Origin of the sequence: Conexibacter sp. SYSU D00693, assembly GCF_017084525.1 — a bacterium.
Classification (GTDB): Bacteria; Actinomycetota; Thermoleophilia; order Solirubrobacterales; family Solirubrobacteraceae; genus Baekduia.
The window spans coordinates 242,260-263,037 of record NZ_CP070950.1; the positions used below are offsets into that span (position 1 = coordinate 242,260).

Sequence of the window (20,778 nt, forward strand, 5' to 3'; positions counted from 1 at the left end):
GGCCTCACAGGACCCGAACCTCTGGCTCGCCGCGCGGACTCCCCGCCTCGCCGCCCCGCCTCGCAGCTCGCGCGCCGGCCGGTTGCCCTCCTGGGTGCCGAACCGCGACGGAGGCGGTCTCCGCGAGCGCTGGGCGGAGCTCCGCCCTCAGCGCCCCTTCGGCTCCGGCGGCCCGAAGACCTTCATCGCCGCCCCGACGAACGGCTCGGGGATGCGCTGTGCGGCGCGCATGGCCGCCATCGCCGCCTTCGTGCGGGTCTCGCCGCCGCGGCCCAGGCCGCCGAAGTCGCGGCCGTCGGTGGGGAGGAGGTGGTGCAGCGGCGGCTCGCCCTCGGCGCCCGCGAGGGCGCGGGAGATGACGAGGCGCTGGATCTCGCTGGTGCCCTCGAAGATCGTGTAGAGCTTCGCGTCGCGGTACCACTTCTCGACCGGGTGGTCGGTGATGTAGCCCCACCCGCCGAGGGTCTGGATCGCCTGCTCGGTGGCGCGGACCGCGACCTCGGAGGCCTTGAGCTTGGACATGGAGCCCTCGGCGTGCTGGAAGGGGACGCCGTTGGCGGCCATCCACGACGCGCGCCACGTCAGCAGGCGGGCGGCGTCGAGCTCGGCGGCGATGTCGGCGATCGCGTAGCCCAGGCCCTCGTGCTCGATGATCGGGCGGCCGAAGGCCTCGCGCTCGCACGCGTAGTCGCGCATGTGCTCGAGCGCGGCGCGGGCGATCCCCAGCGCCTGGGCGGCGACCATCGGCCGGGTCTGCTCGAACGCGCCGAGGGTCGCCGAGGACTTCTTCGAGCCGTCGCGCGACTCGGCGGCGCCGCTCATCTGCTCGCTGACCGACTGTGCCTCGCGCGCCCGCTCCAGCGACTTCTCGAGCTTCGCGTCGCCGCCGAGGAGGTGGTCGGCCGGCACCCGCACCCGGTCGAAGCGCAGCTCGGCGGTGTGCGAGGCGCGGCAGCCGAGCTTGTCGAGCTTGCGCACGAGCTCGAGGCCCGGCGTCCCGCCCGGGACGACGAAGAGCGCCTGGGCGTGGTGGCCGAGCTCGGGATCGACCGTCGCGTTGACGACGTGGACGTCGGCGATGCCGCCGTTGCCGATCCAGATCTTGTGGCCCTCGATGACCCACTCATCGCCCTCGCGCCACGCCGTCGTCTGGAGGTTGCGCACGTCGCTGCCGCCCTGCGGCTCGGAGATCGCGAGCGCCGCGAGCTTCAGGTCCCCGGGCTGGCCGAAGCACTCGGGCGCCCAGCGCAGCAGCTGCTCGGGCGTCGCGGCCTGGGCCATCGCCGACAGCGCCAGCGCCGGCATGACGACCGCGAGCGCGATCCCGGCGCAGCCCCAGAACAGCTCCTCCATGAAGAGCGGCAGGGACAGGCCGGTCGGGTCCGCGATGAGGTCGCGGTAGAAGAGCGGGTTGTAGAAGCCCTCGCGCGCCGCCGCCTCGATGACCTGCCAGGGGAACTCCTGCTCGCGGTCGTGGAACGGCGCCGCCGGGCGCACGACGTCCTCGGCGAAGCGGTGGACGCGCTCCAGGAGGTCGTGGTGCGCCGGAGTGAGCGCGAGGTCGAAGGCCATCGCCCTAGCGCTCCACGATCGCCACCACGCCCTGGCCACCGGCCGCGCACACGGAGATGAGCGCGCGCCCCGAGCCCTTCTCGGCCAGGAGCTTGGCCGCCGTGGCGAGGATGCGCCCGCCCGTCGCGGCGAACGGGTGTCCGGCCGCCAGCGACGAGCCGGCGACGTTGAGCTTGGAGCGGTCGATCGAGCCCAGGGGCTCCTTGCGCCCGAGCTGCTCGGCGCAGAACTCCTCGCTCTCCCACGCGGCGAGCGTCGTCAGGACCTGGGAGGCGAAGGCCTCGTGGATCTCGTAGAGGTCGAAGTCCTGGAGGGTCAGGCCGGCGCGGTCGAGCATCCGCGGGACCGCGTAGACCGGCGCCATGAGCAGGCCCTCGTCCCCGTTGACGTAGTCGACCGCCGCCGTCGCGCTGTGCGTCAGGCGCGCGAGCTTGGGGAGGTCGCGCTCGTCGGCCCACTGCTCGGAGGCGAGCAGGACCGCGGAGGCGCCGTCGGACAGCGGCGTCGAGTTCGCGGCGGTCATCGTCGCGCCCTCGCCCTCGCCGAAGACGGGCTTGAGCTTGGCGAGCTTCTCGAGGCTCGAGTCCGGCCGCAGGTTCTGGTCGCGCTGGAGGCCGAGGTACGGCGTCACCAGGTCGTCCATGAAGCCGCGGTCGTAGGCCGCGGCGAGGTGCTGGTGCGAGGCGACGGTCAGCTCGTCCTGCGCCTCGCGCGAGATGCCCCAGCGCTCGGTGGTGCGGGCCTGGTGGTCGCCCATCGACAGGCCGGTGCGCGGCTCGGCGTTGCGCGGGATCTCCGGGACGACCTGACCGGGACGCAGGTGGCCGAGCAGGCGCAGGCGCTCCGGGACGCTCTTCGCGCGGCGGGCCTCCATCAGCACGCGGCGCAGGTCCTCGTTGAGGGCCAGCGGGGCGTCGCTCGTCGTGTCGGTGCCGCACGCGATGGCGCTGTCGGCCTCGCCGAGCTTGATCTTGTTGGCGACCACGAGCGCCGCCTGGATGCCGGTGTCGCAGGCCTGCTGGAGGTCGTAGGCGGGCGAGCTCGAGTCCAGGGCGCTGCCAAGGACGCACTCGCGGACGAGGTTGAAGTCGCGGCTGTGCTTGAGCACGGCGCCGCCGACGACCTCGTCGACGCGCTCGCCGCCGAGGCCGAAGCGGGCGGCCAGGCCGTCGAGGGCCGCGGTGAGCATGTCCTGGTTGGACGCCTCGGCGTAGGGGCCGTTGGAGCGGGCGAAGGGGATGCGGTTGCCGCCCACGACCCAGGCGTCGCGGGGGGCGGAGCCGTTCGTCGTCATCGTCCGATGTACCGTAGCCGCATGGCGGATCTGCTGCAGTCCATCATCGAGTCCGGCCCCGGCAAGGTCGTCGCCAAGCGGGTCGGCGTCCCCGAGGCGACCGAGCTCCGGCGCTGGGAGCCGGGCCAGCCGCTGCTCGACGGCCCCGCGCTCCTGCTCGGCGAGGGCCGTCTGCGCGGCGAGGTCGACCGCGTCCTGCGCGCCGCCGGCGCCGCGGTGCTGGAGACCCCGCCGCCGGGGGAGGGCGAGAGGCTCGGCGCCGTCGTCCTCGACGCCTCCGGCATCACGTCCGTCGACGGACTGCGCGAGCTCTACGAGGGCTTCGGCCCGGTCCTGCGCTCGATCGGGGCCTCGGGCCGCGCGCTCGTGCTGGGCACGCCGCCCGCGGCGGTCGAGGACGTCGAGGAGGCCGTCGCGCAGCGCGCGCTGGAGGGCTTCACCCGTTCGCTGGGCAAGGAGCTGCGCAAGGGCGCGACGGCCCAGCTCGTCCTGGTCAAGCCCGGCGCCGAGGACCGCATCGAGTCGACGCTGCGCTTCCTGCTGAGCTCGAAGTCGGCCTACGTCGACGGCCAGGTCGTGCAGGTCGACGGCGGCGACGCGACCGACCCGGCCGACTGGGAGCGCCCGCTCGACGGCCAGGTCGCCGTGGTGACGGGCGCCTCGCGCGGCATCGGCGAGGCGATCGCCGAGGTCCTGGCCCGCGACGGCGCGCACGTCGTCTGCGTCGACGTCCCCGCGCAGGGCGAGGCGCTGACGAAGGTCGCCAACCGCATCGGCGGCTCGGCGCTGCAGCTCGACGTCACCGCCGACGACGCGGGGCAGACGCTCGCCGAGCACGCCAAGGAGCGCCACGGCGGCGTCGACGTCGTCGTCCACAACGCCGGCATCACGCGCGACCGCACGCTGGGGCGCATGAGCGACGACGAGTGGGACGTCCTGATGGCCGTCAACCTCGCCGCCCCCGTGCGCATCACCGACACGCTGCTCGACACCGGCGCCCTGAACGAGGGCGCGCGCGTCGTCTGCGTCTCGTCGGTCAACGGCATCGCCGGCCAGCGCGGCCAGGCGAACTACGCCACCAGCAAGGCGGGCCTCATCGGCCTGGTGCAGGCGCAGTCGCCCAAGCTCGCCCCGTCGCGCACGATCAACGCCGTCGCCCCCGGCTTCATCGAGACGCAGATGACCGCCGCGATGCCGCTCTTCACGCGCGAGGCGGGCCGCCGGCTCAACTCGCTCAACCAGGGCGGCCAGCCGGTCGACGTCGCCGAGACGATCGCCTGGCTGTCGTCGCCGGCCTCGGGCGGCGTCACCGGCCAGGTCGTGCGCGTCTGCGGCCAGATGCTGCTCGGGGCATGAGCACGCTCGTCACCTACGCCAAGGCGCTCAAGGGGGCGCTGCCCGTCGTCGGCGCCTCGGGCGACGAGCTGCCCCAGGGCCTCGTGGTGGAGGGCGGCGCGACGGTGCAGCGCGAGCGCCTCACCGCGTACGCGCACGTCTGCGGCTTCCGCCTGCGCGACGAGGCGCCGTCGACCTACGTCCACGTCCTCGGCTTCCCGCTGCAGATGGACCTGATGACCCGCGGCGAGTTCCCGTTCGCGGTCCTCGGCCTCGTGCACCTGGAGAACCGCATCGAGCAGCGCCGCGCCGTCCGCGTGGGCGAGGAGATCGCCTACCAGGTGCACGCCGAGCGGCTGCGCCCCCACGCGCGCGGGCAGATGTTCGACCTCGTGATGCACGCCACGGTCGACGGCGAGGACGTGTGGCGGGGGACGTCGACGTACCTGCGCAAGGGCGGAGGCGGCGCCTCCGGCGAGGCGAAGGGCGCCAAGGAGCGGCAGGCCGCGCCGGACACCTCCGGTGAGGGCGACGCGACGTGGACCGTCCCCGAGCACATCGGCCGCTCCTACGGCGGCGTCTCGGGCGACCGCAACCCGATCCACCTCCACCAGGCGACCGCACGGCTGTTCGGCATGCCGCGGCCGATCGCCCACGGCATGTGGCTCAAGGCGCGCTGCCTGGCGGCGCTGGAGGGCGTCGTCCCCGAGGCCCACGAGGTCGCGGTGCGCTTCAAGCTGCCGGTGCCGCTGCCCTCGAAGGTCCTGTTCTCCTCGCAGCCCGACGGCGACGGCCGCGCCTTCGCCGTGCGCGCCGCGCGCGACGGCAAGCCCCACCTCGACGGGCGCGTGGGACCGGCCTGACCCGTAGCGTGCCGACCGTGGTGGACCCCGCGGTCGGCGCGCTGCTCGAGTGGTACGGCCGCGAGGCGCGCGACCTGCCGTGGCGGCGCACGACGGACCCCTACGCGATCCTCGTCTCGGAGGTCATGCTCCAGCAGACGCAGGTGGCCCGGGTGGTGCCGCGCTTCGAGGCGTGGCTCGAGCAGTGGCCCGACGAGGCGGCGCTGGCGGCGGCGCCGCTCGACGAGGTCCTGCGCGCATGGGTCGGCCTGGGCTACAACCGCCGGGCGGTGCGGCTGCGCGAGGCGTGCGCCGTCGTCGCGCGCGAGGGGTGGCCGGGGACGGCGGCCGGCCTGCGGGCGCTGCCCGGAGTCGGGCCCTACACCGCGGCGGCGGTCGCGTCGTTCGCCTTCGGCCAGGACGTCCCCGCGGTCGACACCAACGCGCGGCGCGTCGAGGAGCGCCTCGGGCGCGGGACGCTCGACGCGCTGCTGCCCGCGGGCGACGGGCCGACGTTCAACCAGGCGGTGATGGAGCTCGGGGCGACGGTCTGCCGCGCGCGCGTGGTGGCGTGCGACGGCTGCCCGGTCGCTGCGTGGTGCGCCTCGGCGGGGCGGGTCGTGGTCGCGCCGCGCGCCCCGGCAGGGACCCGTGAGCGCTTCGAGGACTCCGACCGCTGGGCGCGCGGGCGGGTCGTCGCCGCGCTCGCGGCCGGGGAGGGCCTGCCACCCGAGCTCTCAGGCGAGCGGCTCGCGCGGGCGCTCGCGGGGCTCGAGCGCGACGGGCTCGTCGTGCGCGCGGGCGGTGCCGTGCAGCTCGCCCGGTAGGGGCCCAACGGCTCAGGGACCTTCGCTAGGGTCCGGGACGTGGCCCTGGACCGACAGAGCATCGAGAAGCGCGACTTCCCCATCGGGCGCCGCGGGTACGAGCCCGAGGCGGTCGACGCCCACCTCGCGACGGTGGCCGAGGAGGTCGACCGGCTGCGGCGCTCCGCCTCGCGCCAGAAGGCCAGCCCCGCCTCCATCGCCCAGGCGGCCTCCGAGCAGGTCCGCGCCATCGTCGAGGCCGCGGAGAGCAGCGCCGCCGAGATCGAGCGCAGCGCCCTCGACGAGGCCGACCGCATCCGCAACGAGGCCGAGTCCGACGCGCGCGAGACCCGCGACGACGCCCTGCGCCGCAACCAGGAGCAGGTCGGGCGGGTGCGCGAGGCCACGCAGCTCATGCTCCAGCGCGTCGACGCCATGGAGTCCGAGCTCACGGCGCTCATGGAGTCCCTGCGCACCGGCGCCAACCGCCTGAACGCCGACCTGTCGCTGCTCGAGGGCAACCTCGGCGAGCTCCAGGACGCCGCCACGAGCGGCGGCGCCGTCTCCGGCGGCCGCATCGAGGCCCGCGCCGTCGAGGCGCCCGCCGCGCCGCCCGCCGCTCCGGCGCCCGTCGCCGAGGCGCCGGCCGCGCCCGAGCCCGAGCCCGCCCCGCCGGTCGCCGAGCCGGCGCCCACCGAGGCCTTCGACCTTCCGCCCGTCGCGGAGCCCGAGCCCGCTGCCGCGCCTGCCTCCGGTGGGGGCGACGTCGAGGGCGCCCGCCTCGTCGCGCTGAACATGGCCCTCAACGGCCAGTCGCGCGAGGAGACCGACCGCTACCTGGCCGAGAACTTCGACCTCGCGGATCGCGGCGCCCTGCTCGACGAGGTCTACTCCACCGTCGAGGGCTGAAGGCGCAGGCGCACCTCGTCGGCCGCCTCGGGCGGCGACGTCGCCTGCCACCCGCGCGGCCGCAGCTCGAGCCAGCCGGCCTCCCGGTCGTGCAGGAGCAGCCGGCCGCCCGCGGTCGCCAGCCGCGCCTGGCTCAGCGGCCACGCGCCGGACGTCTCGCGCAGCCGATGGACGGCGCGCCGGACGTCGGGCCGGGGCACCCCGCGCTCCAGCAGCGCCCGGACGATCGCGGCCTCCGCGACGTCCTCCACGCTGTAGAGCCGCGGCTCGTGGTCGCGCTGCGAGGAGCGGATGTAGCCGCGCCGGGCCCACTGCCCGATGGTCGTGCCGGAGACGCCGACCAGCTCGGCGACGTCGTGGGCGACCAGGGTGCCGTGCGGCATGGTCCGGACATTGTGCCGTTCGGGCACGAGGAGTCCTGTAGCGTCTGCCACGAGCGCGGGACGGGTGGTCCGTCCCTGCAGCGGCGAGGGGGCTCGACGTGCGCACGAGGGGACGGCTGGTGATGGGCGTCGCGGCAGCGGCGCTGACGACCGCGGTGGCGCCGGGAGCGGCGAGCGCGCAGACCTGCTCGAGCCCCTGCAGCTTCACGACCCCCGGGACGCACGGGTTCGTCGTCCCGGACGGCGTCACGAGCCTCGACGTGGTGCTCGTGGGTGGCCGGGGCGCGGACGGCGCCCTCAACCCGCCCAACGGCGTCGGCGGCTCCGGGGCGCGCGTCACCGGGACCCTGGCCGTCACTCCCGGCCAGCAGCTCTACGCGGTCGTCGGTGGCAACGGCGACACCGACACCGGCCAGGGCGGCGCCAACGGCGGCGGCCGGGGCGCGAGCCTCACCGGAGGGGGCGGCGGCGCGTCGGACGTGCGCACGTGCCTGCCCGGGACGGGGTGCGGCGCCCTCGGCACCGCGCAGGACCCGCGCCTGGCGGTGGCCGGGGGCGGGGGCGGGGGCACGCCGAGCAACGCGTTCATCCTGCTCTTCGGCGCCAACGGCGGCGCGGCCGGGGAGGCCGGCGCCGCCGGTCAGTCCACCGACGGCCTGCCGCTCGGTGGCGGCGGCGGCCAGCCAGGCGGCGCGGATGCGGGTGGCGCCGGGGGCGACGGCGCGTACGAGACGGACGACGGCCAGCCGGGGACCGCTGGGGCAGGCGGCAGCGGGGCGCCGGCGAACGAGGAAGGAAGCCAGATCCCCGGCGCCGGCGGCGGCGGCGGCTGGTACGGCGGTGGTGGGGGCGGCGCGGGGTACTTCGGGGGCCTCTCCGGACAGGTGCTCACCGTCAACAGCGGTGGAGGGGGCGGCGGCTCGTCGCACACCGGTTCGATGACCGGCGCCGCAGTCACGACCGACACCAGCGGCTCGCCGTCGATCACCTTCACCTTCAGCGCCGACGAGGAGCCCGTCGAGGGCCCGGCGCTGACGCTCGACACGGTCGCGGCGTACGTCGGCACCGGGCCGGGCCCGTCGTTCTCGGGCACCTCGGACGCCTTCAGCAACGCCGACGGACGCGTGCAGGTGCTGCTCTTCCAGGGCGGAACGGTCGACGACACGCCCGACCGGACGCTCGAGGCGAGCTTCCCCGAGCCGCTCAGCGGCGCCTTCCAGGCCACGACCTCGGACCTCCCTGAGGGGACGTGGGCCGTCGTCGCACGCCAGACCAACGCCCAGGGCGGCACGACCACCACGGCGGCGCAGACCTTCACCGTCGACCGGACGGCTCCGGCCGTCGCCATCGCGGCCCCGGCCAACGGCGCCGTGACCACGTCCAAGGCGGTCACCGGCTTCGCCGATCGTGATGCGGGCGCGGTGACGCTCCGCTGGTACGCGGGGACCACCGCCACCGGCACGCCGGTCACCGGCACGGCCGCCTCGGTCGCGCCGGCCGACGCGCGGTTCAGCGGGGAGCCGGCCACCCTGGCCGACGGCACCTACACGGTCGAGGCGGTGCAGACCGACCCCGCGGGCAACGTGGGTCGCGCCACCGCGACGTTCCGGCTCGACACCACCCGTCCGCCGGTGTCGGTGACCTCCCCGGCCAACGGCGCGACGCTGTCGGTGTCCCAGCCGCTGACCGTGACCGGCCTCGCGGGCACGGCGACCGGTGACACGCCGTCCGTCACGATCCAGCTCTTCTCGGGCTCGACGGCCAGCGGCACGCCGTACGGGACGCTGACCGCGGCGGTCCTGGCGAGCGGGTCGTTCTCCGCGACGACGACCGGACCGCTGCTGCCCGGCACGTGGACGGTGCGGGCGCTGCAGCGAGACGCAGCCGGCAACCAGGGCACGAGCCTGCCGCACACGTTCACCGTCGGTGACGTGACGCCGCCGTCGATCTCGCTGAGCGCCCCGCCGGCGGCCACGAGCGATCGCACGCCGCAGGTCGCGGGCACCGCCGGGATGGCGGCGGGGGACAGCGCCACGGTGACGATCGAGCTCCAGGACGCGGGCGGGACGGTCCGTGACAGCTTCTCGGCGACGCGCAACGTCTCGACGGGCGCGTTCGCCGCCAGCGGCACGGTCGCCCTGCCCGACGGCACCTACAAGGCCGTCGCCAAGCAGCTCGACGACGCCGCGAACACCGGCACGGCGACGCGGGACTTCATCGTGGACGGCACCGCGCCGTCGCTGTCGGTGACCGCACCCGCGGAGGGCCAGACGGTGCCCGACCAGGGCCTCGAACTCCGCGGGGTGGCCGGCACCGCCGCGCGCGATGCCGACCTCGTCGCGCTCGCGGTCTACGCCGGGACGGCGGCGACCGGCACGCCGGTGTGGACCGGCACCGCCGATCCGGGCCCCGGCGGCGCGTGGTCGGCGGTGGTGGGCGTCGCGCTCGCGGAGGGCCCGCACGTCCTGCGCGCCACCCAGGGCGACAGCGTCGGCAACGTCGCGACGGTCGAGCGCCGGTTCGCCGCCGGCTGGCCGGTCCGCCTCGCGGGTGACCTCCAGCTGCCCCCGGCCTTCAACAGCGCCCGTGCCGGCACCGACGTGTCCGTCTCGTTCTCGCTGGGCGGCAACCGCGGCAGCTCGCCGCTGCGGCCCGGCTTCCCGCAGGTGGTGGCGATCGACTGCACGACGGGCGCGCCGACCGGGACGCCGAGCGCGGCCTCGGGCAAGGGCTCGTACTCGGTCGCGCTCGCACGCTTCACCTACACGTGGAGCACGGAGCGCGCGTGGGCCGGGTCGTGTCGGGCGCTCCTGCTCGGGCTCGACGACGGGACGACGCGCACCGTGCGCTTCCGGTTCACGAGCTAGGGCCGGGCCAGCGGGCGCGCGGCGCGGCTCGAGCGGTAGGCGCGGCGGCGCAGGTCGCGCAGCGCCCGGCCGGCGAGCTGGAGGCCCGGTCCGCTGTGGAGCACGGGGTCGAAGCGCAGCGCCTCGGCCCGCTCGGCGCTGAGCTCCGGGCCGTCGACGCGGACGGAGCCCAGCGGGCGCCACGTGCCGCCGACGGGTGCCCAGGTGAGGTCGAAGGCCAGGCCGTCCTGCGCCGCGGCGCGGCGGGCGCCCTCGACGGCGAGGCCCTCCTTCGCGGCGTCGGACACGGCGCTGCGCGCGCCCAGGAACCCGAGGCGCTCGCCGATGCGCAGCGGCAGCAGCGAGCTGTAGGTCGGCCACGTCCAGTCGGGCGAGGGCGTCGGGATCGGGTTCGCCACGGGTCCGGGGACGCAGGAGACGACGAGCACGTCCTGGTGGCGCTCGGGGCCGTGGAGGTCGTGGAGGCGGACGGCGACGCCGAGGACGTCCGGGAGGTGGTCGGCGACGTCGAAGGACCGGCTCAGGCGCACGGTCGCCTCGACGTCGCGGCGTCGCGCGAGGGCGGGGACGCCGTCGACGGGGCCGACGGTCGCGGTGGCCGGCCAGGCGGGGCCGTGCGGATGGACTGCACGCGCGTGGCGCAGGCGGGCGACGGCGCCGAAGCCGGCGGCGAAGGCCTCGGAGGCGAGGGCGGCGGGGGAGGGCGGCACGTCCTCTGCGCTACCCGGTCGGCCGGCCGATCCCCGCACGTTGCGGACAAGCTGCGCCAGGACCGATGGGAACGTCTGTTCGGCGTTCTACACTGGCTCGGGCATGCCGCCGATGGACGCGATCGTCGTCTCGGGCGCCCGGGAGCACAACCTCAAGGGCGTCGACCTCACCCTGCCGCGGGACGCGCTGACGGTGATCACCGGGCTCTCGGGCTCCGGGAAGTCGTCGCTGGCCTTCGACACGATCTACGCCGAGGGCCAGCGCCGCTACGTCGAGTCGCTCAGCGCCTACGCGCGCCAGTTCCTCGGGCAGATGGACAAGCCCGACGTCGACTCGATCGAGGGGCTGTCGCCGGCGATCTCCATCGACCAGAAGACGACGTCGCGCAACCCGCGCTCGACCGTCGGCACGGTCACGGAGATCTACGACTACCTGCGCCTGCTGTGGGCGCGCATCGGCCACCCGCACTGCCACATCTGCGGCAAGCCGGTGCGGGGGCAGTCCGCGGAGCAGATCATCGACCAGGTCATGGACCTCCCGGAGGGCGAGCGCTTCATGGTGCTCGCGCCGATCGTCCGGGGGCGCAAGGGCGAGTTCGGGAAGATGCTCGAGTCGCTGCGGGCCGAGGGCTTCCAGCGCATCGAGGTCGACGGCGAGCTGCGGATGCTCGACGAGGAGATCGTCCTCGACAAGAAGTTCAAGCACGACCTGTCGGTGGTCGTCGACCGCCTCGTCATGCGCCCCGAGGTGCGCAAGCGCCTGGCCGACTCGATCGAGACGGCGGTCGCCCTGGCCGACGGGATGGTCGAGGTCGAGACCGTCCCGCGCGCGGAAGACGAGTCCCGCCCACCCAAGCGCACGCTGTACTCCGAGAAGTTCGCGTGCCCCGACCACGGCCCGGTGATCCCGGAGCTCGAGCCGCGGATCTTCTCCTTCAACAACCCGCACGGCGCGTGCGACCGCTGCACGGGCCTGGGGTCGCAGATGGAGATCGACCCGGAGCTCGTCGTGCCCGACCCCTCGCTGTCGATCGGTGAGGGCGCGCTGGCGCCTTGGGCCGGGTCGTCGTCGCAGTACTACGAGCAGATCACCGACGCCATCGCCGAGCGCTACGGCGTCGACCTCGAGCTGCCCTGGGAGGAGCTGCCCTCCGACCACCAGGACCTCTTCCTGCACGGCTGCAACGGCGAGCGGCTCACGATCACCTACCGCAACCGCTACGGGCGGCGGCGCACGTACTCGACGTCGTTCGAGGGGATCGTCCCGAACCTCGAGCGCCGGTACCGGGAGACGGACTCCGAGCACCAGCGCGAGAAGATCGAGGAGTACATGTCGATGGTGCCGTGCCCGGCGTGCAAGGGCTCGCGCCTGCGGCCCGAGTCGCGCGCGGTGCTCGTCGGCGGCGTCGCGATCCACGAGTACTCGTCGTTCTCGGTCAAGCGCGCCCGGGCGTGGCTCGACGAGGTCGAGCTGACCGACACCGAGCGCCACATCGCCCGCCTCATCCTGCGCGAGATCGAGGAGCGCCTGCGCTTCCTGGACGACGTCGGCATCGGCTACCTGTCGATGGACCGCGCGGCGGCGACGCTGTCGGGCGGCGAGGCCCAGCGCATCCGCCTGGCGACGCAGATCGGCTCGGCGCTCGTCGGCGTGCTCTACGTCCTGGACGAGCCGTCGATCGGCCTGCACCAGCGCGACAACACGAAGCTCATCGGGACGCTCGAGCGGCTGCGCGACCTCGGCAACACCGTCCTGGTCGTCGAGCACGACGAGCAGACGATGCACGCGGCCGACCACCTGGTCGACATGGGGCCGGGCGCCGGCGAGCACGGCGGCAAGGTCATCGCCGCGGGCACGGCCAAGGAGGTCATGCGGGTCAAGAGCTCACTGACCGGCCAGTACCTCAGCGGCGCCAAGCGCATCGAGGTGCCGGCCAAGCGCCGCACGCCGTCGGGCTACCTCGAGGTCAAGAAGGCCACGCAGCACAACCTCAAGGGCGTCGACGTCAAGGTCCCGCTCGGCACGCTGACGTGCGTCACGGGCGTCTCGGGCTCGGGCAAGTCGACGCTCGTCAACGAGGTGCTCTTCAAGGCGGTCGCCAACAAGCTGCACCGCGCGCGCCAGCGCCCCGGTGCCCACCGCGGCGTCACCGGGCTCGACCAGCTCGACAAGATCATCCAGGTCGACCAGTCGCCCATCGGCCGCACGCCGCGGTCCAACCCGGCGACCTACACGGGCCTGTTCGACGTCATCCGCGACCTCTTCTCCAAGACCCAGGAGGCGCGGGCGCGCGGCTACAAGGCGGGGCGCTTCTCGTTCAACGTCAAGGGCGGGCGCTGCGAGGTCTGCCGCGGCGACGGCCAGATCAAGATCGAGATGCACTTCCTGCCCGACGTCTACGTCCCGTGCGAGCAGTGCGGCGGCAAGCGCTACAACCGCGAGACGCTCGACATCCGCTTCAAGGGCAAGACGATCGCCGACGTGCTCGACATGCCCGTCGAGGAGGCCGTCGACTTCTTCGAGCACATCCCGAAGGTCCGCCGTCGCCTCGAGACGCTGCGCGACGTCGGCCTGGGCTACATCCGCCTGGGTCAGCCGGCCACGACCCTGTCCGGCGGCGAGGCCCAGCGCGTGAAGCTCGCGACGGAGCTGGCGAAGATCGCGACGGGCTCGACGCTGTACATCCTCGACGAGCCGACGACCGGCCTGCACTTCGCCGACGTCGACCGCCTCCTGCACGTCCTGCACCGCCTCGTCGACCAGGGCAACTCCGTCGTGGTCATCGAGCACAACCTCGACGTCATCAAGACGGCCGACCGCATCATCGACATGGGCCCCGAGGGCGGTGAGGAGGGCGGCACCGTCGTCGCCGCCGGCACGCCCGAGGAGGTCGCGGGCACCCCGGGCTCCCACACCGGTGCCTTCCTCGCGGATCTCGTGACGCCCGCGGCGCCCAAGGCGCGGCGGGGTGGCGGCGCGAAGGGCGCCGCCAACGGGAACGGCAACGGCGCGAAGCCGCGCGCGACGAAGGCCAAGGCCGCGGCGTAGGGGTCGGCCGCGCGGGGCGGGTGCCCGAGCGAAGCCGTTCGGGCCTGACCGACCACGACCCTGTCGTTCGGCGCTCGGTGAGAGACCGAACTGCAGGATCGCGGTCGAGCGGAGCTCCAGGCGCGCCGGCGTCCCGTCCGAGGCCGGCTGGGCCTTCGTGGCGCTCGACGACAGGCACCGAGGAGGGGAACGGCCCGCGTCCGCGGCGGACGTGAGGCGTGCCGGGCCGGCCGTTCGGGCCCGAGCGACCGCGACCCTGTCGTTCGGCACTCCCTGGGCGACCGAACTGCAAGGTCGCGGTCGAGCGGAGCTCCAGGCGCGCCGGCGTCCCGCTCGCGGCAGTCTGGGCCTTCGGGCGCTCGACGACGGGCACCGAGGAGGGGAACGGCCCGCGTCCGCGGCGGACGCGAGGCGTTGTCGACCACGAGCCTGTCGTTCGGCACTTCCTGCGAGACCGAACTGCAGGGTCAACGCCCCGGCCGATCGCGAACGCGTCTGCCCAACCGTGAGTGGGGAGTTGCGCTCGCATGGCGAGCGCAACTCCCCACTCACCGTCATCCGTGCCCGCCGCGCCGCCTCACGGAGGACGCGAGCGCACCGCGTTCCCGTCGCGAGCCCGCCCACGAGCCGGCCACAAGCCCGCCCACGAGCGCGCCGCGACCCCGCGGCGCGCTCGCTCGCGCCGCGCCTCACCCCCCGAACCGCGACCGCAGCGCCAGCACGTTCGCCACGTACTGCTTCGTCGACGGCAGCATCCCGATGCGCCGGACGGACGCGAGGCCCTGGTAGTAGCCGGCGGCGGCCATCGCCGGGTCGCCGCCGGTCTCGCGCAGGAGCTGGCCGAGGAAGAGCGAGCCCGCGCGGACGTTGTCCTGGGCGGAGCCCGGGTCGAGACGGCGGCCGCCGGCGAGCGAGCCGTTGATCCACTCCCAGGTGCCGGGGAGGATCTGCATGACGCCGCGGGCGTCGGCGACGGAGGTCATCGCGTTGTTGAAGCCGCTCTCCTGCCAGGCGATCGCGGCGGCGAGCGAGCCGGGGACGCCGTGCTCGGCGGCGATGGACGAGATCTCCGACGCGGTCACGCGGCCCGGGGTGGCCGAGGGGCCGCCCGAGCCGGCCGCACCCGACGCGCTGCCGGCACCCGAGGACGAGCCGCTGCTCACCGTGGGCGGCGAGGCGACCGCGGTCCCGCCGCCCGGAAGGCGCAGGACGGTGCCGGCGAGCAGGACCCCGCGCTCGGCCAGGCCGTTGGCGGCGGCGAGCGCGGAGGTCGAGACGCCGTGGCGCGCCGCGACGGCGCTCAGCGTGTCACCCAGGCGCACCCGGTAGCCGCTGATCGGCGAGGTCCCCGAGGAGCCGGAGCCCGAGCCCGCTGCAGCGGACGCCGTGCCCGGGGCGGCCTGCGCGGTGCTCGTCCCCGCGGGCGGGATGCGCAGCGTCGTGCCCTCGATCACGAACGCGTCGGGCTGCAGCCCGTTGGCGGCGGCGAGCGCCGCCGTGCTCAGCCCGTTGGCCGCCGCGATGCCGCTGAGCGTCTCGCCGACCCGGACGAGGTGCCCACCGCCCCCGGTGGTGGCCGCGGCGCCCGAGGACGCGGTGCTCGCCGGGGCCGATGGCGCGGCCGCCGCGGCCGTGCCCGCGTCGGGCACCTGCAGGGTCGCCCCCGCGATCGCGAACGCGTCGGGCGCCAGGCCGTTGGCCGAGGCCAGCGCGGCGGTGCTGACGCCGGCGGCCGCGGCGATGCCGGAGAGCGTCTCGCCGGGCGCGACGGTGTGGGCGACGTGCGCGGAGGCCGGCGCGACGGGGAGGACCGCGAGGGCCGCGGCGAGGGGGAGGAGGGACTTCGGACAGGGCAGAGGCACGCGCTCCGTGTTGCCGCGCACGCGCAGCCCGACACGCGTCGCACCGGCTTACGGGGACCTGCAACGCGGCGTGCGCGGCCTCTCGCGCAGGTGCAGGGGAGATGGCCGCCGGGCGCGCGCCGCCCCCGCCGCTGTGCCACCCGGTACGGTGACGGCTCCAGATGGCCGCCGATCCCTCTGTCGTCACCGTCACCGGACCCGACCGGTCTGCCCTGCTGACGGACCTGACGCTGCGCTTCGGCCGGATCGAGGTCGTCACCGAGCGGGAGATCCGGCTGGGCGACGGCACGCGCGGCTACGAGCTGACCGTCCGCCACCGGCCGTTCGTCGCCGACCTGCCCGAGGAGCCCGCCAACGGCAACGGCGCCCCCGTGCCGGCCGCGGAGACCGAGGAGGCCCCGGTGCAGGCGACGGTCGAGCAGCCGGCGCTCGAGCCCGAGGCGCCGCCCGCGCCGGAGGCCATCGACGAGGCCACCCGCATCGCCGCCCAGACGATCGCCGAGGCGCGCGAGGAGGCCGAGCGCATCCTCGCCGACGCCCGCGACCGCGCCACGGCGGACCAGCCCGAGCCGCCGGTCCTCGCCGACGCGCGCGCCGAGGCCGAGCGGATCCTCCAGGACGCGCGCGAGGACGGCCAGGCGCTGGTCGCCGACGCGGCTCGCGACGCCGAGGCCCTGCGCCAGGAGGCGCGCTCGGACGCCAGCCGCCTGGTGCGCGAGGCGCGCCAGCAGGCCGAGACGATCTCCTCCGGCGCCGAGGACGAGCTCGACGCGGAGCGCGCCCGGGTGCAGCGCGACGCCGCGGCGGTCGTCGAGGAGGCCAAGGCCCAGGGCCGATCGATCCTCGCCCAGACGCGCGAGCGCGCGCAGAGCGAGCTCAACGCCGCCCGCGAGCAGGCCGAGGCGTTGCTCCAGGAGGCCCGCGGCGAGGCCGACCAGCTCAAGCTCGCCGCGCGCCGCGAGGCCGAGGCCGTGCGCGCCGCCGCCACCGAGGAGGCCACCAAGGTCACCGCGGAGGCGCGCGCGTCGGCCGAACGTACGGTGCAGGAGCGCGTCGCCGCCCGCGAGCGCGAGCTGCGCCAGCAGGCCGGCGAGGTCCGCAAGGCCGCCGAGGAGCAGGCCCAGCGCCTGCTCGCCGACGCCCGCGGCGAGGCCGACAAGCTGCGCATCGCGGCGGAGAAGGAGCTCGCCGACGCGCGGCGCACCGTCCGCGAGGCCCAGACCGAGGCCCGTCAGCAGGCCGAGGCCCTGCTGCGCGAGGCGCGCGCCCAGGCCGACCTCGCCGCGATCGAGGGCAAGGCGCTCAACGAGGCGGTCCGCGACGCCCAGCAGCGCCTGCGCGACCTCGGCAACACCATCGGCCAGCAGCTGCAGTCCGCCCAGCGCGACCTCAACGACCGCACGTCGATCAGCTCCGTCCAGGCGCGGCTGCGCGCGGGCGGCCACGAGGGCACCGCGCAGGAGATCGCCGAGCACCTGCACCGCATGCTCACCGAGACCCAGCAGCCCGCGCGGCGCGAGCTGCCGCCCGAGCAGGACCGGTGAGCCGGGCCGGCGGCCTCCTCGGCCTGCCGCGCGACCGCGCCCTGCTGTGGTGGCAGAAGTGGCGCTGGTTCCAGCGGGGCACGCTGCCCCACAACCGCGCCCGCCTGCACCTCGAGCTCGCGCGCCGCGGCGCCTTCGCCCGCTGGCCGCTGCACGGCGACGTGCTGGACATGCTGCGCGACGGCCGCCTCGAGCTCGGGCCCCAGGTGCACTTCGAGCCGGGCGTCTGGCTCACCGGCTCCGGCCGGATCCGCATCGGCGAGGGGACGTTCCTCAACCTCGGCGTCCAGGTCGCCGCCGTCGACCTCGTCGAGATCGGCCGGCACTGCATGTTCGCCAACGGCTCCTTCGTCACCGACGGCAACCACCGCTTCAGCGACCCGGACATGCCGGTGCCGTGGCAGGGCTTCACGTCCAAGGGCCCGACGCGCATCGGGGACGACGTGTGGTGCGGGGCCAACGTCGTCGTGACGAGCGGCGTGACCATCGGCGAGCGCTGCGTCGTGGGCGCCAACTCCGTGGTGACGACGGACCTCCCGCCGTTCTCGATCGCCGCCGGGGCGCCGGCCAGGGTCCTGCGGACGATCCGCTACGACGCGCCCGCCGAGCCGGAGCCGCGACGCGACGAGCCCGTCGGCGGCTAGGCCGTGATGACGTAGATCCCGAAGACGACGCAGCCCGCGAAGCCCAGGAAGGCCACCGCGGTCATCGCCGTGAACGCCGCCGCCAGTCCGAGGGCGCCCTCGCGGCGCGCCTCTGAGGCGCGTGCGGCGCCGACGATGACCAGCGCGAAGACGATGGACACGGCGAGGCTGGCGATCGGCGCCGCCCACAGCAGCTCGCCGAGCTTGCCCCACTCGATCTCCGCGAACGGCACCGGCTAGGCCTCCGCCGTGATCGCCGGCCCACGGCGCACGCGCGAGCCGAAGGCCGCCGCGATGAGGCCGGTGACGGCGAGCGCCACGACGATCGGCCCGAGCGCGCCCTCGCCGAAGATCCGGCTGACCCCGTAGGCCAGGCCGCCGATGGCCGCCGCGCACGGCAGCGTCAGCACCCAGGCGATGACGATGTTGCCCGCGACGCCCCAGCGGACGGCGGAGAGGCGCTTGGCCGCGCCGGCGCCCATGACGCCGCCGGAGATGACGTGCGTCGTCGAGAGCGGGAAGCCGAGGTGCGAGGCGGTGAGCACGACCGCCGCCCCCGAGGCCTGGGCCGAGAAGCCCTGGGCCGGGTCCATCTTGATGATGCGGCTGCCCATCGTCTTGATGATCCGCCAGCCGCCGGAGTACGTGCCCGCGGCGATGGCGGCCGCCGAGCTGAAGATGACCCAGAACGGCACGTCGAACCCGTCGGCGTCCAGGTGCCCGGAGGCGATGAGCGCGAGGGTGATGATGCCCATCGTCTTCTGCGCGTCGTTGGTGCCGTGCGCCAGCGAGAACATCGACCCGGTGATGACCTGGCCCAGCCGGTAGCCGCGGTTGACCACCCCCGGGCGCTGGCGGCCGACGAGCCGGTAGGTCACGAGGATCGAGATGCCGGCCACCAGGAAGGCGAGGGTGGGCGCGACGAGCGCGGGGATGACGACCTTCTCGAGCAGCCCGTCGCCGAGGACCGCGTCGGGGCCGGCCGCCACGAACGCCGCGCCGACGACGCCGCCGATGAGCGCATGCGACGAGCTCGACGGCAGGCCGAACCACCACGTCGCGAGGTTCCAGGCGATCGCGCCGATCAACCCGCCGAAGACGATCTGCGTCGTGATGACGTCGGACTCCACGATGCCACCGGCCACCGTGGCGGCGACCTCGAGCGAGATGAAGGCGCCGGCGAAGTTCAGGATCGCGGCGAGTCCCACGGCCAGCCGCGGCGACATCGCCCGCGTGCTGATCGACGTGGCGACCGCGTTGGCGGTGTCGTGGAAGCCGTTGGTGAAGTCGAACGCCAGCGCCGTGATGACGACGATGACCAGGACGACGTCCTCGGACATGGGAGCGACCTGCCGCCTTCGTCCTAGGTGTTCTTGATGACGATGCCCTCGAGGACGTTCGCCACCTTCTCGCAGGCGTCGATCGCGCTCTCGAGGCGCTCGAAGACGTCCTTCCACCGGATGACGACCATCGGGTCGATCCCACCCTCGAAGAGGGAGGCCATGGCCTCCCGCGTCACCCGGTCGCCGTCGTTCTCGATCCGGTGGATCTCGACGATGTAGTGGCTGAGGCCCTGGAAGCCCCGCAGCCGGGGCATCGCCTCGCGGATCTGCCGCGTGGCCTGGACGAGCAGATGCGCCTGGCGCACCGCCTGCTCCATCGGCGCCTCGATCCGGTAGAGCCCGAGGTAGTCGGCGACCTCCTCGGTGTAGTCCACGACGTCGTCGAGGGCCGAGGCCAGCTCGAGGATGTCCTCGCGGTCGATCGGCGTGACGAACGTCTGGTTGAGGCGGTGGATCACGTCGTGGGTGATCCGGTCGCCCTCCTGCTCGCAGACGAGGATGTCCCGGGCGAGCTCGGAGCGCTCCGGCCAGGTGGCGAGCATCTGGTCGAGGAGGTCGGCGGCGCGGGCGATGTTGCCCGCCTGCTCCTCGAAGAGGTCGAAGAACTCGCGGTCGCGCGGGGCGAAGACCTGGGAGAGCCGACTCACGCGGCGCAGCGTAGGTGAAAGCGGTGTGAAGGGTCCTGCTGCCCCGTCGATCGCCCCGCCGCGCTGCCGGGCGGGGCGATCGGGGACCTCCTAGAGCTGCGCCAGCTGGTGCTGGAAGGCCTCGAGCTCCTCGTCGGGCATCGAGTAGCCGTGCTCCGGACCGGGGTAGCGGCGGCTGCGCACGTCGGCGGCGTAGGCCCGCACGCCGGCCTCCATCTCGGAGAGGATGTCCGCGTAGCGCTGGACGAACTTCGCCCCGCGGCCCTCGCGGATGCCCAGCAGGTCGTGGAAGACCAGGACCTGCCCGTCCACCGCCGGGCCCGCGCCGATCCCGATGACCGGGACCTGGATGCGCGGCATGATCGCCGCGGCGACGGCGCTCGGGATCGCCTCGAAGACGATCGAGAAGCAGCCGGCCTCCTGCAGCGCGACGGCCTCGGCCGCCACGCGGGTCGCGGCGGTCGCCGTGCGGCCCTGGGCGCGGTAGCCGCCGAGCGCGGTGGCGGTCTGCGGGGTGAGGCCGACGTGGCCCATCACCGGGATGCCCGCGGCCACGATCGCGCGGGCGCGCGCGACCGACGTCGGGCCGCCGCCCTCGAGCTTCACCGCGTCGCAGCCCGCCTCCTTGACGAAGCGCATGGCGGTCGTGATCGCCTGCTCGTCGGAGACCTCGTAGGAGCCGAAGGGCAGGTCGCCGACCAGGAACGGGGTGCGCAGGCCGCGCCGGACCGCCTTGGCCAGCATGAGCAGCTCGTCGAGCGACACCGGGACGGTCGACTCGTAGCCCAGGACGGTCATGGCGCCGGAGTCGCCCACGAGGACGAGGTCGACGCCCGCCTTGTCGGCCGCGAGGGCCGAGGGGTAGTCGTAGGCGGTCACCATCACCAGGGGCTCGCCGAGGTGCTTCTTCTCCAGCAGCCGCGGGAGGGTGACGGGGAGGTGGTCGCTGGTGAGCGGGGCGGTGCTCATGT

The 20,778-nt window shown here is 74.8% G+C and carries 17 protein-coding genes; 8 read left to right on the top strand and 9 right to left on the bottom strand.

The features are described 5' to 3' along the window. Positions 1-147: 147 nt before the first annotated feature. Entirely contained in the window at positions 148-1,572 is a 1,425-nt protein-coding gene (locus JUB12_RS01230; RefSeq protein WP_205697800.1) for an acyl-CoA dehydrogenase family protein, read from the bottom strand. A gap of 4 nt (positions 1,573-1,576) precedes the next feature. After that, positions 1,577-2,866, bottom strand: coding sequence for an acetyl-CoA C-acetyltransferase (locus JUB12_RS01235; protein WP_205697801.1), 1,290 nt, complete (start codon positions 2,864-2,866; stop codon positions 1,577-1,579). A 21-nt stretch (positions 2,867-2,887) separates the two neighbouring features. On the opposite strand from JUB12_RS01235, the gene JUB12_RS01240 reads away from it, so the two are divergent. From JUB12_RS01240 to JUB12_RS01255, 4 genes are read left to right on the top strand one after another with little or no spacing between them, the layout of a single operon-like run. Beyond that, positions 2,888-4,222 (top strand): 3-oxoacyl-ACP reductase, encoded by a 1,335-nt coding sequence (locus JUB12_RS01240; RefSeq protein ID WP_205697802.1) that lies wholly within the window; start codon positions 2,888-2,890, stop codon positions 4,220-4,222. After that, complete coding sequence (locus tag JUB12_RS01245) at positions 4,219-5,064, top strand: MaoC/PaaZ C-terminal domain-containing protein (protein ID WP_205697803.1); 846 nt, start codon at positions 4,219-4,221, stop codon at positions 5,062-5,064. The genes JUB12_RS01240 and JUB12_RS01245 overlap by 4 nt, the downstream gene beginning before the upstream one ends. 20 nt (positions 5,065-5,084) lie before the next feature. Beyond that, complete coding sequence (locus JUB12_RS01250; protein ID WP_241004380.1) at positions 5,085-5,870, top strand: A/G-specific adenine glycosylase; 786 nt, start codon at positions 5,085-5,087, stop codon at positions 5,868-5,870. Between the two features lie 39 nt (positions 5,871-5,909). Then, entirely contained in the window at positions 5,910-6,758 is an 849-nt protein-coding gene (locus tag JUB12_RS01255; protein WP_205697804.1) for a DivIVA domain-containing protein, read from the top strand. On the opposite strand, the gene JUB12_RS01260 is transcribed toward JUB12_RS01255, so the two are convergent. After that, positions 6,737-7,141 carry a MerR family transcriptional regulator gene (locus tag JUB12_RS01260; protein ID WP_205697805.1) on the bottom strand — a complete coding sequence of 135 codons (405 nt, stop codon included), beginning with the start codon at positions 7,139-7,141 and terminating at the stop codon, positions 6,737-6,739. The genes JUB12_RS01255 and JUB12_RS01260 overlap by 22 nt on opposite strands. 98 nt (positions 7,142-7,239) lie before the next feature. On the opposite strand from JUB12_RS01260, the gene JUB12_RS01265 reads away from it, so the two are divergent. Further along, positions 7,240-10,008 carry a PxKF domain-containing protein gene (locus tag JUB12_RS01265; RefSeq protein WP_205697806.1) on the top strand — a complete coding sequence of 923 codons (2,769 nt, stop codon included), beginning with the start codon at positions 7,240-7,242 and terminating at the stop codon, positions 10,006-10,008. On the opposite strand, the gene JUB12_RS01270 is transcribed toward JUB12_RS01265, so the two are convergent. Further along, positions 10,005-10,718 carry a hypothetical protein gene (locus tag JUB12_RS01270; protein WP_205697807.1) on the bottom strand — a complete coding sequence of 238 codons (714 nt, stop codon included), beginning with the start codon at positions 10,716-10,718 and terminating at the stop codon, positions 10,005-10,007. The genes JUB12_RS01265 and JUB12_RS01270 overlap by 4 nt on opposite strands. Positions 10,719-10,821: 103 nt before the next feature. Between JUB12_RS01270 and uvrA the strand changes: the two genes are divergently transcribed. Then, positions 10,822-13,767: an excinuclease ABC subunit UvrA gene (gene uvrA, locus JUB12_RS01275; protein ID WP_241004382.1), complete on the top strand. Its 2,946-nt coding sequence runs from the start codon at positions 10,822-10,824 to the stop codon at positions 13,765-13,767. 689 nt (positions 13,768-14,456) lie between these two features. Here uvrA and JUB12_RS01280 read toward each other — a convergent pair. Further along, positions 14,457-15,629 carry a LysM peptidoglycan-binding domain-containing protein gene (locus JUB12_RS01280; RefSeq protein ID WP_205697808.1) on the bottom strand — a complete coding sequence of 391 codons (1,173 nt, stop codon included), beginning with the start codon at positions 15,627-15,629 and terminating at the stop codon, positions 14,457-14,459. Between the two features lie 161 nt (positions 15,630-15,790). On the opposite strand from JUB12_RS01280, the gene JUB12_RS01285 reads away from it, so the two are divergent. Beyond that, the gene (locus JUB12_RS01285) at positions 15,791-17,173 is read left to right on the top strand and encodes a hypothetical protein (RefSeq protein ID WP_205697809.1); all 1,383 of its coding nucleotides are present in this window, start codon (positions 15,791-15,793) and stop codon (positions 17,171-17,173) included. Continuing rightward, on the top strand, positions 17,170-17,817 hold the full coding sequence (locus JUB12_RS01290; protein WP_205699847.1) for a DapH/DapD/GlmU-related protein: 648 nt from the start codon (positions 17,170-17,172) through the stop codon (positions 17,815-17,817). Before JUB12_RS01285 ends, JUB12_RS01290 begins: the two co-directional genes overlap by 4 nt. Here JUB12_RS01290 and JUB12_RS01295 read toward each other — a convergent pair. The 4 genes from JUB12_RS01295 to panB all read right to left on the bottom strand — a co-directional run bounded on the left by JUB12_RS01295 (position 17,814) and on the right by panB (position 20,776). After that, entirely contained in the window at positions 17,814-18,050 is a 237-nt protein-coding gene (locus JUB12_RS01295; RefSeq protein ID WP_205697810.1) for a hypothetical protein, read from the bottom strand. The genes JUB12_RS01290 and JUB12_RS01295 overlap by 4 nt on opposite strands. Positions 18,051-18,053: 3 nt before the next feature. Then, entirely contained in the window at positions 18,054-19,157 is a 1,104-nt protein-coding gene (locus JUB12_RS01300; RefSeq protein ID WP_205697811.1) for an inorganic phosphate transporter, read from the bottom strand. A 23-nt stretch (positions 19,158-19,180) separates the two neighbouring features. After that, the gene (locus JUB12_RS01305; protein WP_205697812.1) at positions 19,181-19,807 is read right to left on the bottom strand and encodes a DUF47 domain-containing protein; all 627 of its coding nucleotides are present in this window, start codon (positions 19,805-19,807) and stop codon (positions 19,181-19,183) included. Between the two features lie 90 nt (positions 19,808-19,897). Next, positions 19,898-20,776: a 3-methyl-2-oxobutanoate hydroxymethyltransferase gene (gene panB / locus JUB12_RS01310; RefSeq protein WP_205697813.1), complete on the bottom strand. Its 879-nt coding sequence runs from the start codon at positions 20,774-20,776 to the stop codon at positions 19,898-19,900. Positions 20,777-20,778 lie beyond the last annotated feature (2 nt).

What these genes read in the sequence shown, in the direction of transcription:
- JUB12_RS01230 (WP_205697800.1), bottom strand. Translation starts at nt 1,572, where the DNA reads ATGGCCTTCGACCTCGCGCTCACTCCGGCGCACCACGACCTCCTGGAG.
- JUB12_RS01235 (WP_205697801.1), bottom strand. Translation starts at nt 2,866, where the DNA reads ATGACGACGAACGGCTCCGCCCCCCGCGACGCCTGGGTCGTGGGCGGC.
- JUB12_RS01240 (WP_205697802.1), top strand. Translation starts at nt 2,888, where the DNA reads ATGGCGGATCTGCTGCAGTCCATCATCGAGTCCGGCCCCGGCAAGGTC.
- JUB12_RS01245 (WP_205697803.1), top strand. Translation starts at nt 4,219, where the DNA reads ATGAGCACGCTCGTCACCTACGCCAAGGCGCTCAAGGGGGCGCTGCCC.
- JUB12_RS01260 (WP_205697805.1), bottom strand. Translation starts at nt 7,141, where the DNA reads ATGCCGCACGGCACCCTGGTCGCCCACGACGTCGCCGAGCTGGTCGGC.
- uvrA (WP_241004382.1), top strand. Translation starts at nt 10,822, where the DNA reads ATGCCGCCGATGGACGCGATCGTCGTCTCGGGCGCCCGGGAGCACAAC.
- JUB12_RS01285 (WP_205697809.1), top strand. Translation starts at nt 15,791, where the DNA reads ATGGCCGCCGATCCCTCTGTCGTCACCGTCACCGGACCCGACCGGTCT.
- JUB12_RS01300 (WP_205697811.1), bottom strand. Translation starts at nt 19,157, where the DNA reads ATGTCCGAGGACGTCGTCCTGGTCATCGTCGTCATCACGGCGCTGGCG.
- panB (WP_205697813.1), bottom strand. Translation starts at nt 20,776, where the DNA reads ATGAGCACCGCCCCGCTCACCAGCGACCACCTCCCCGTCACCCTCCCG.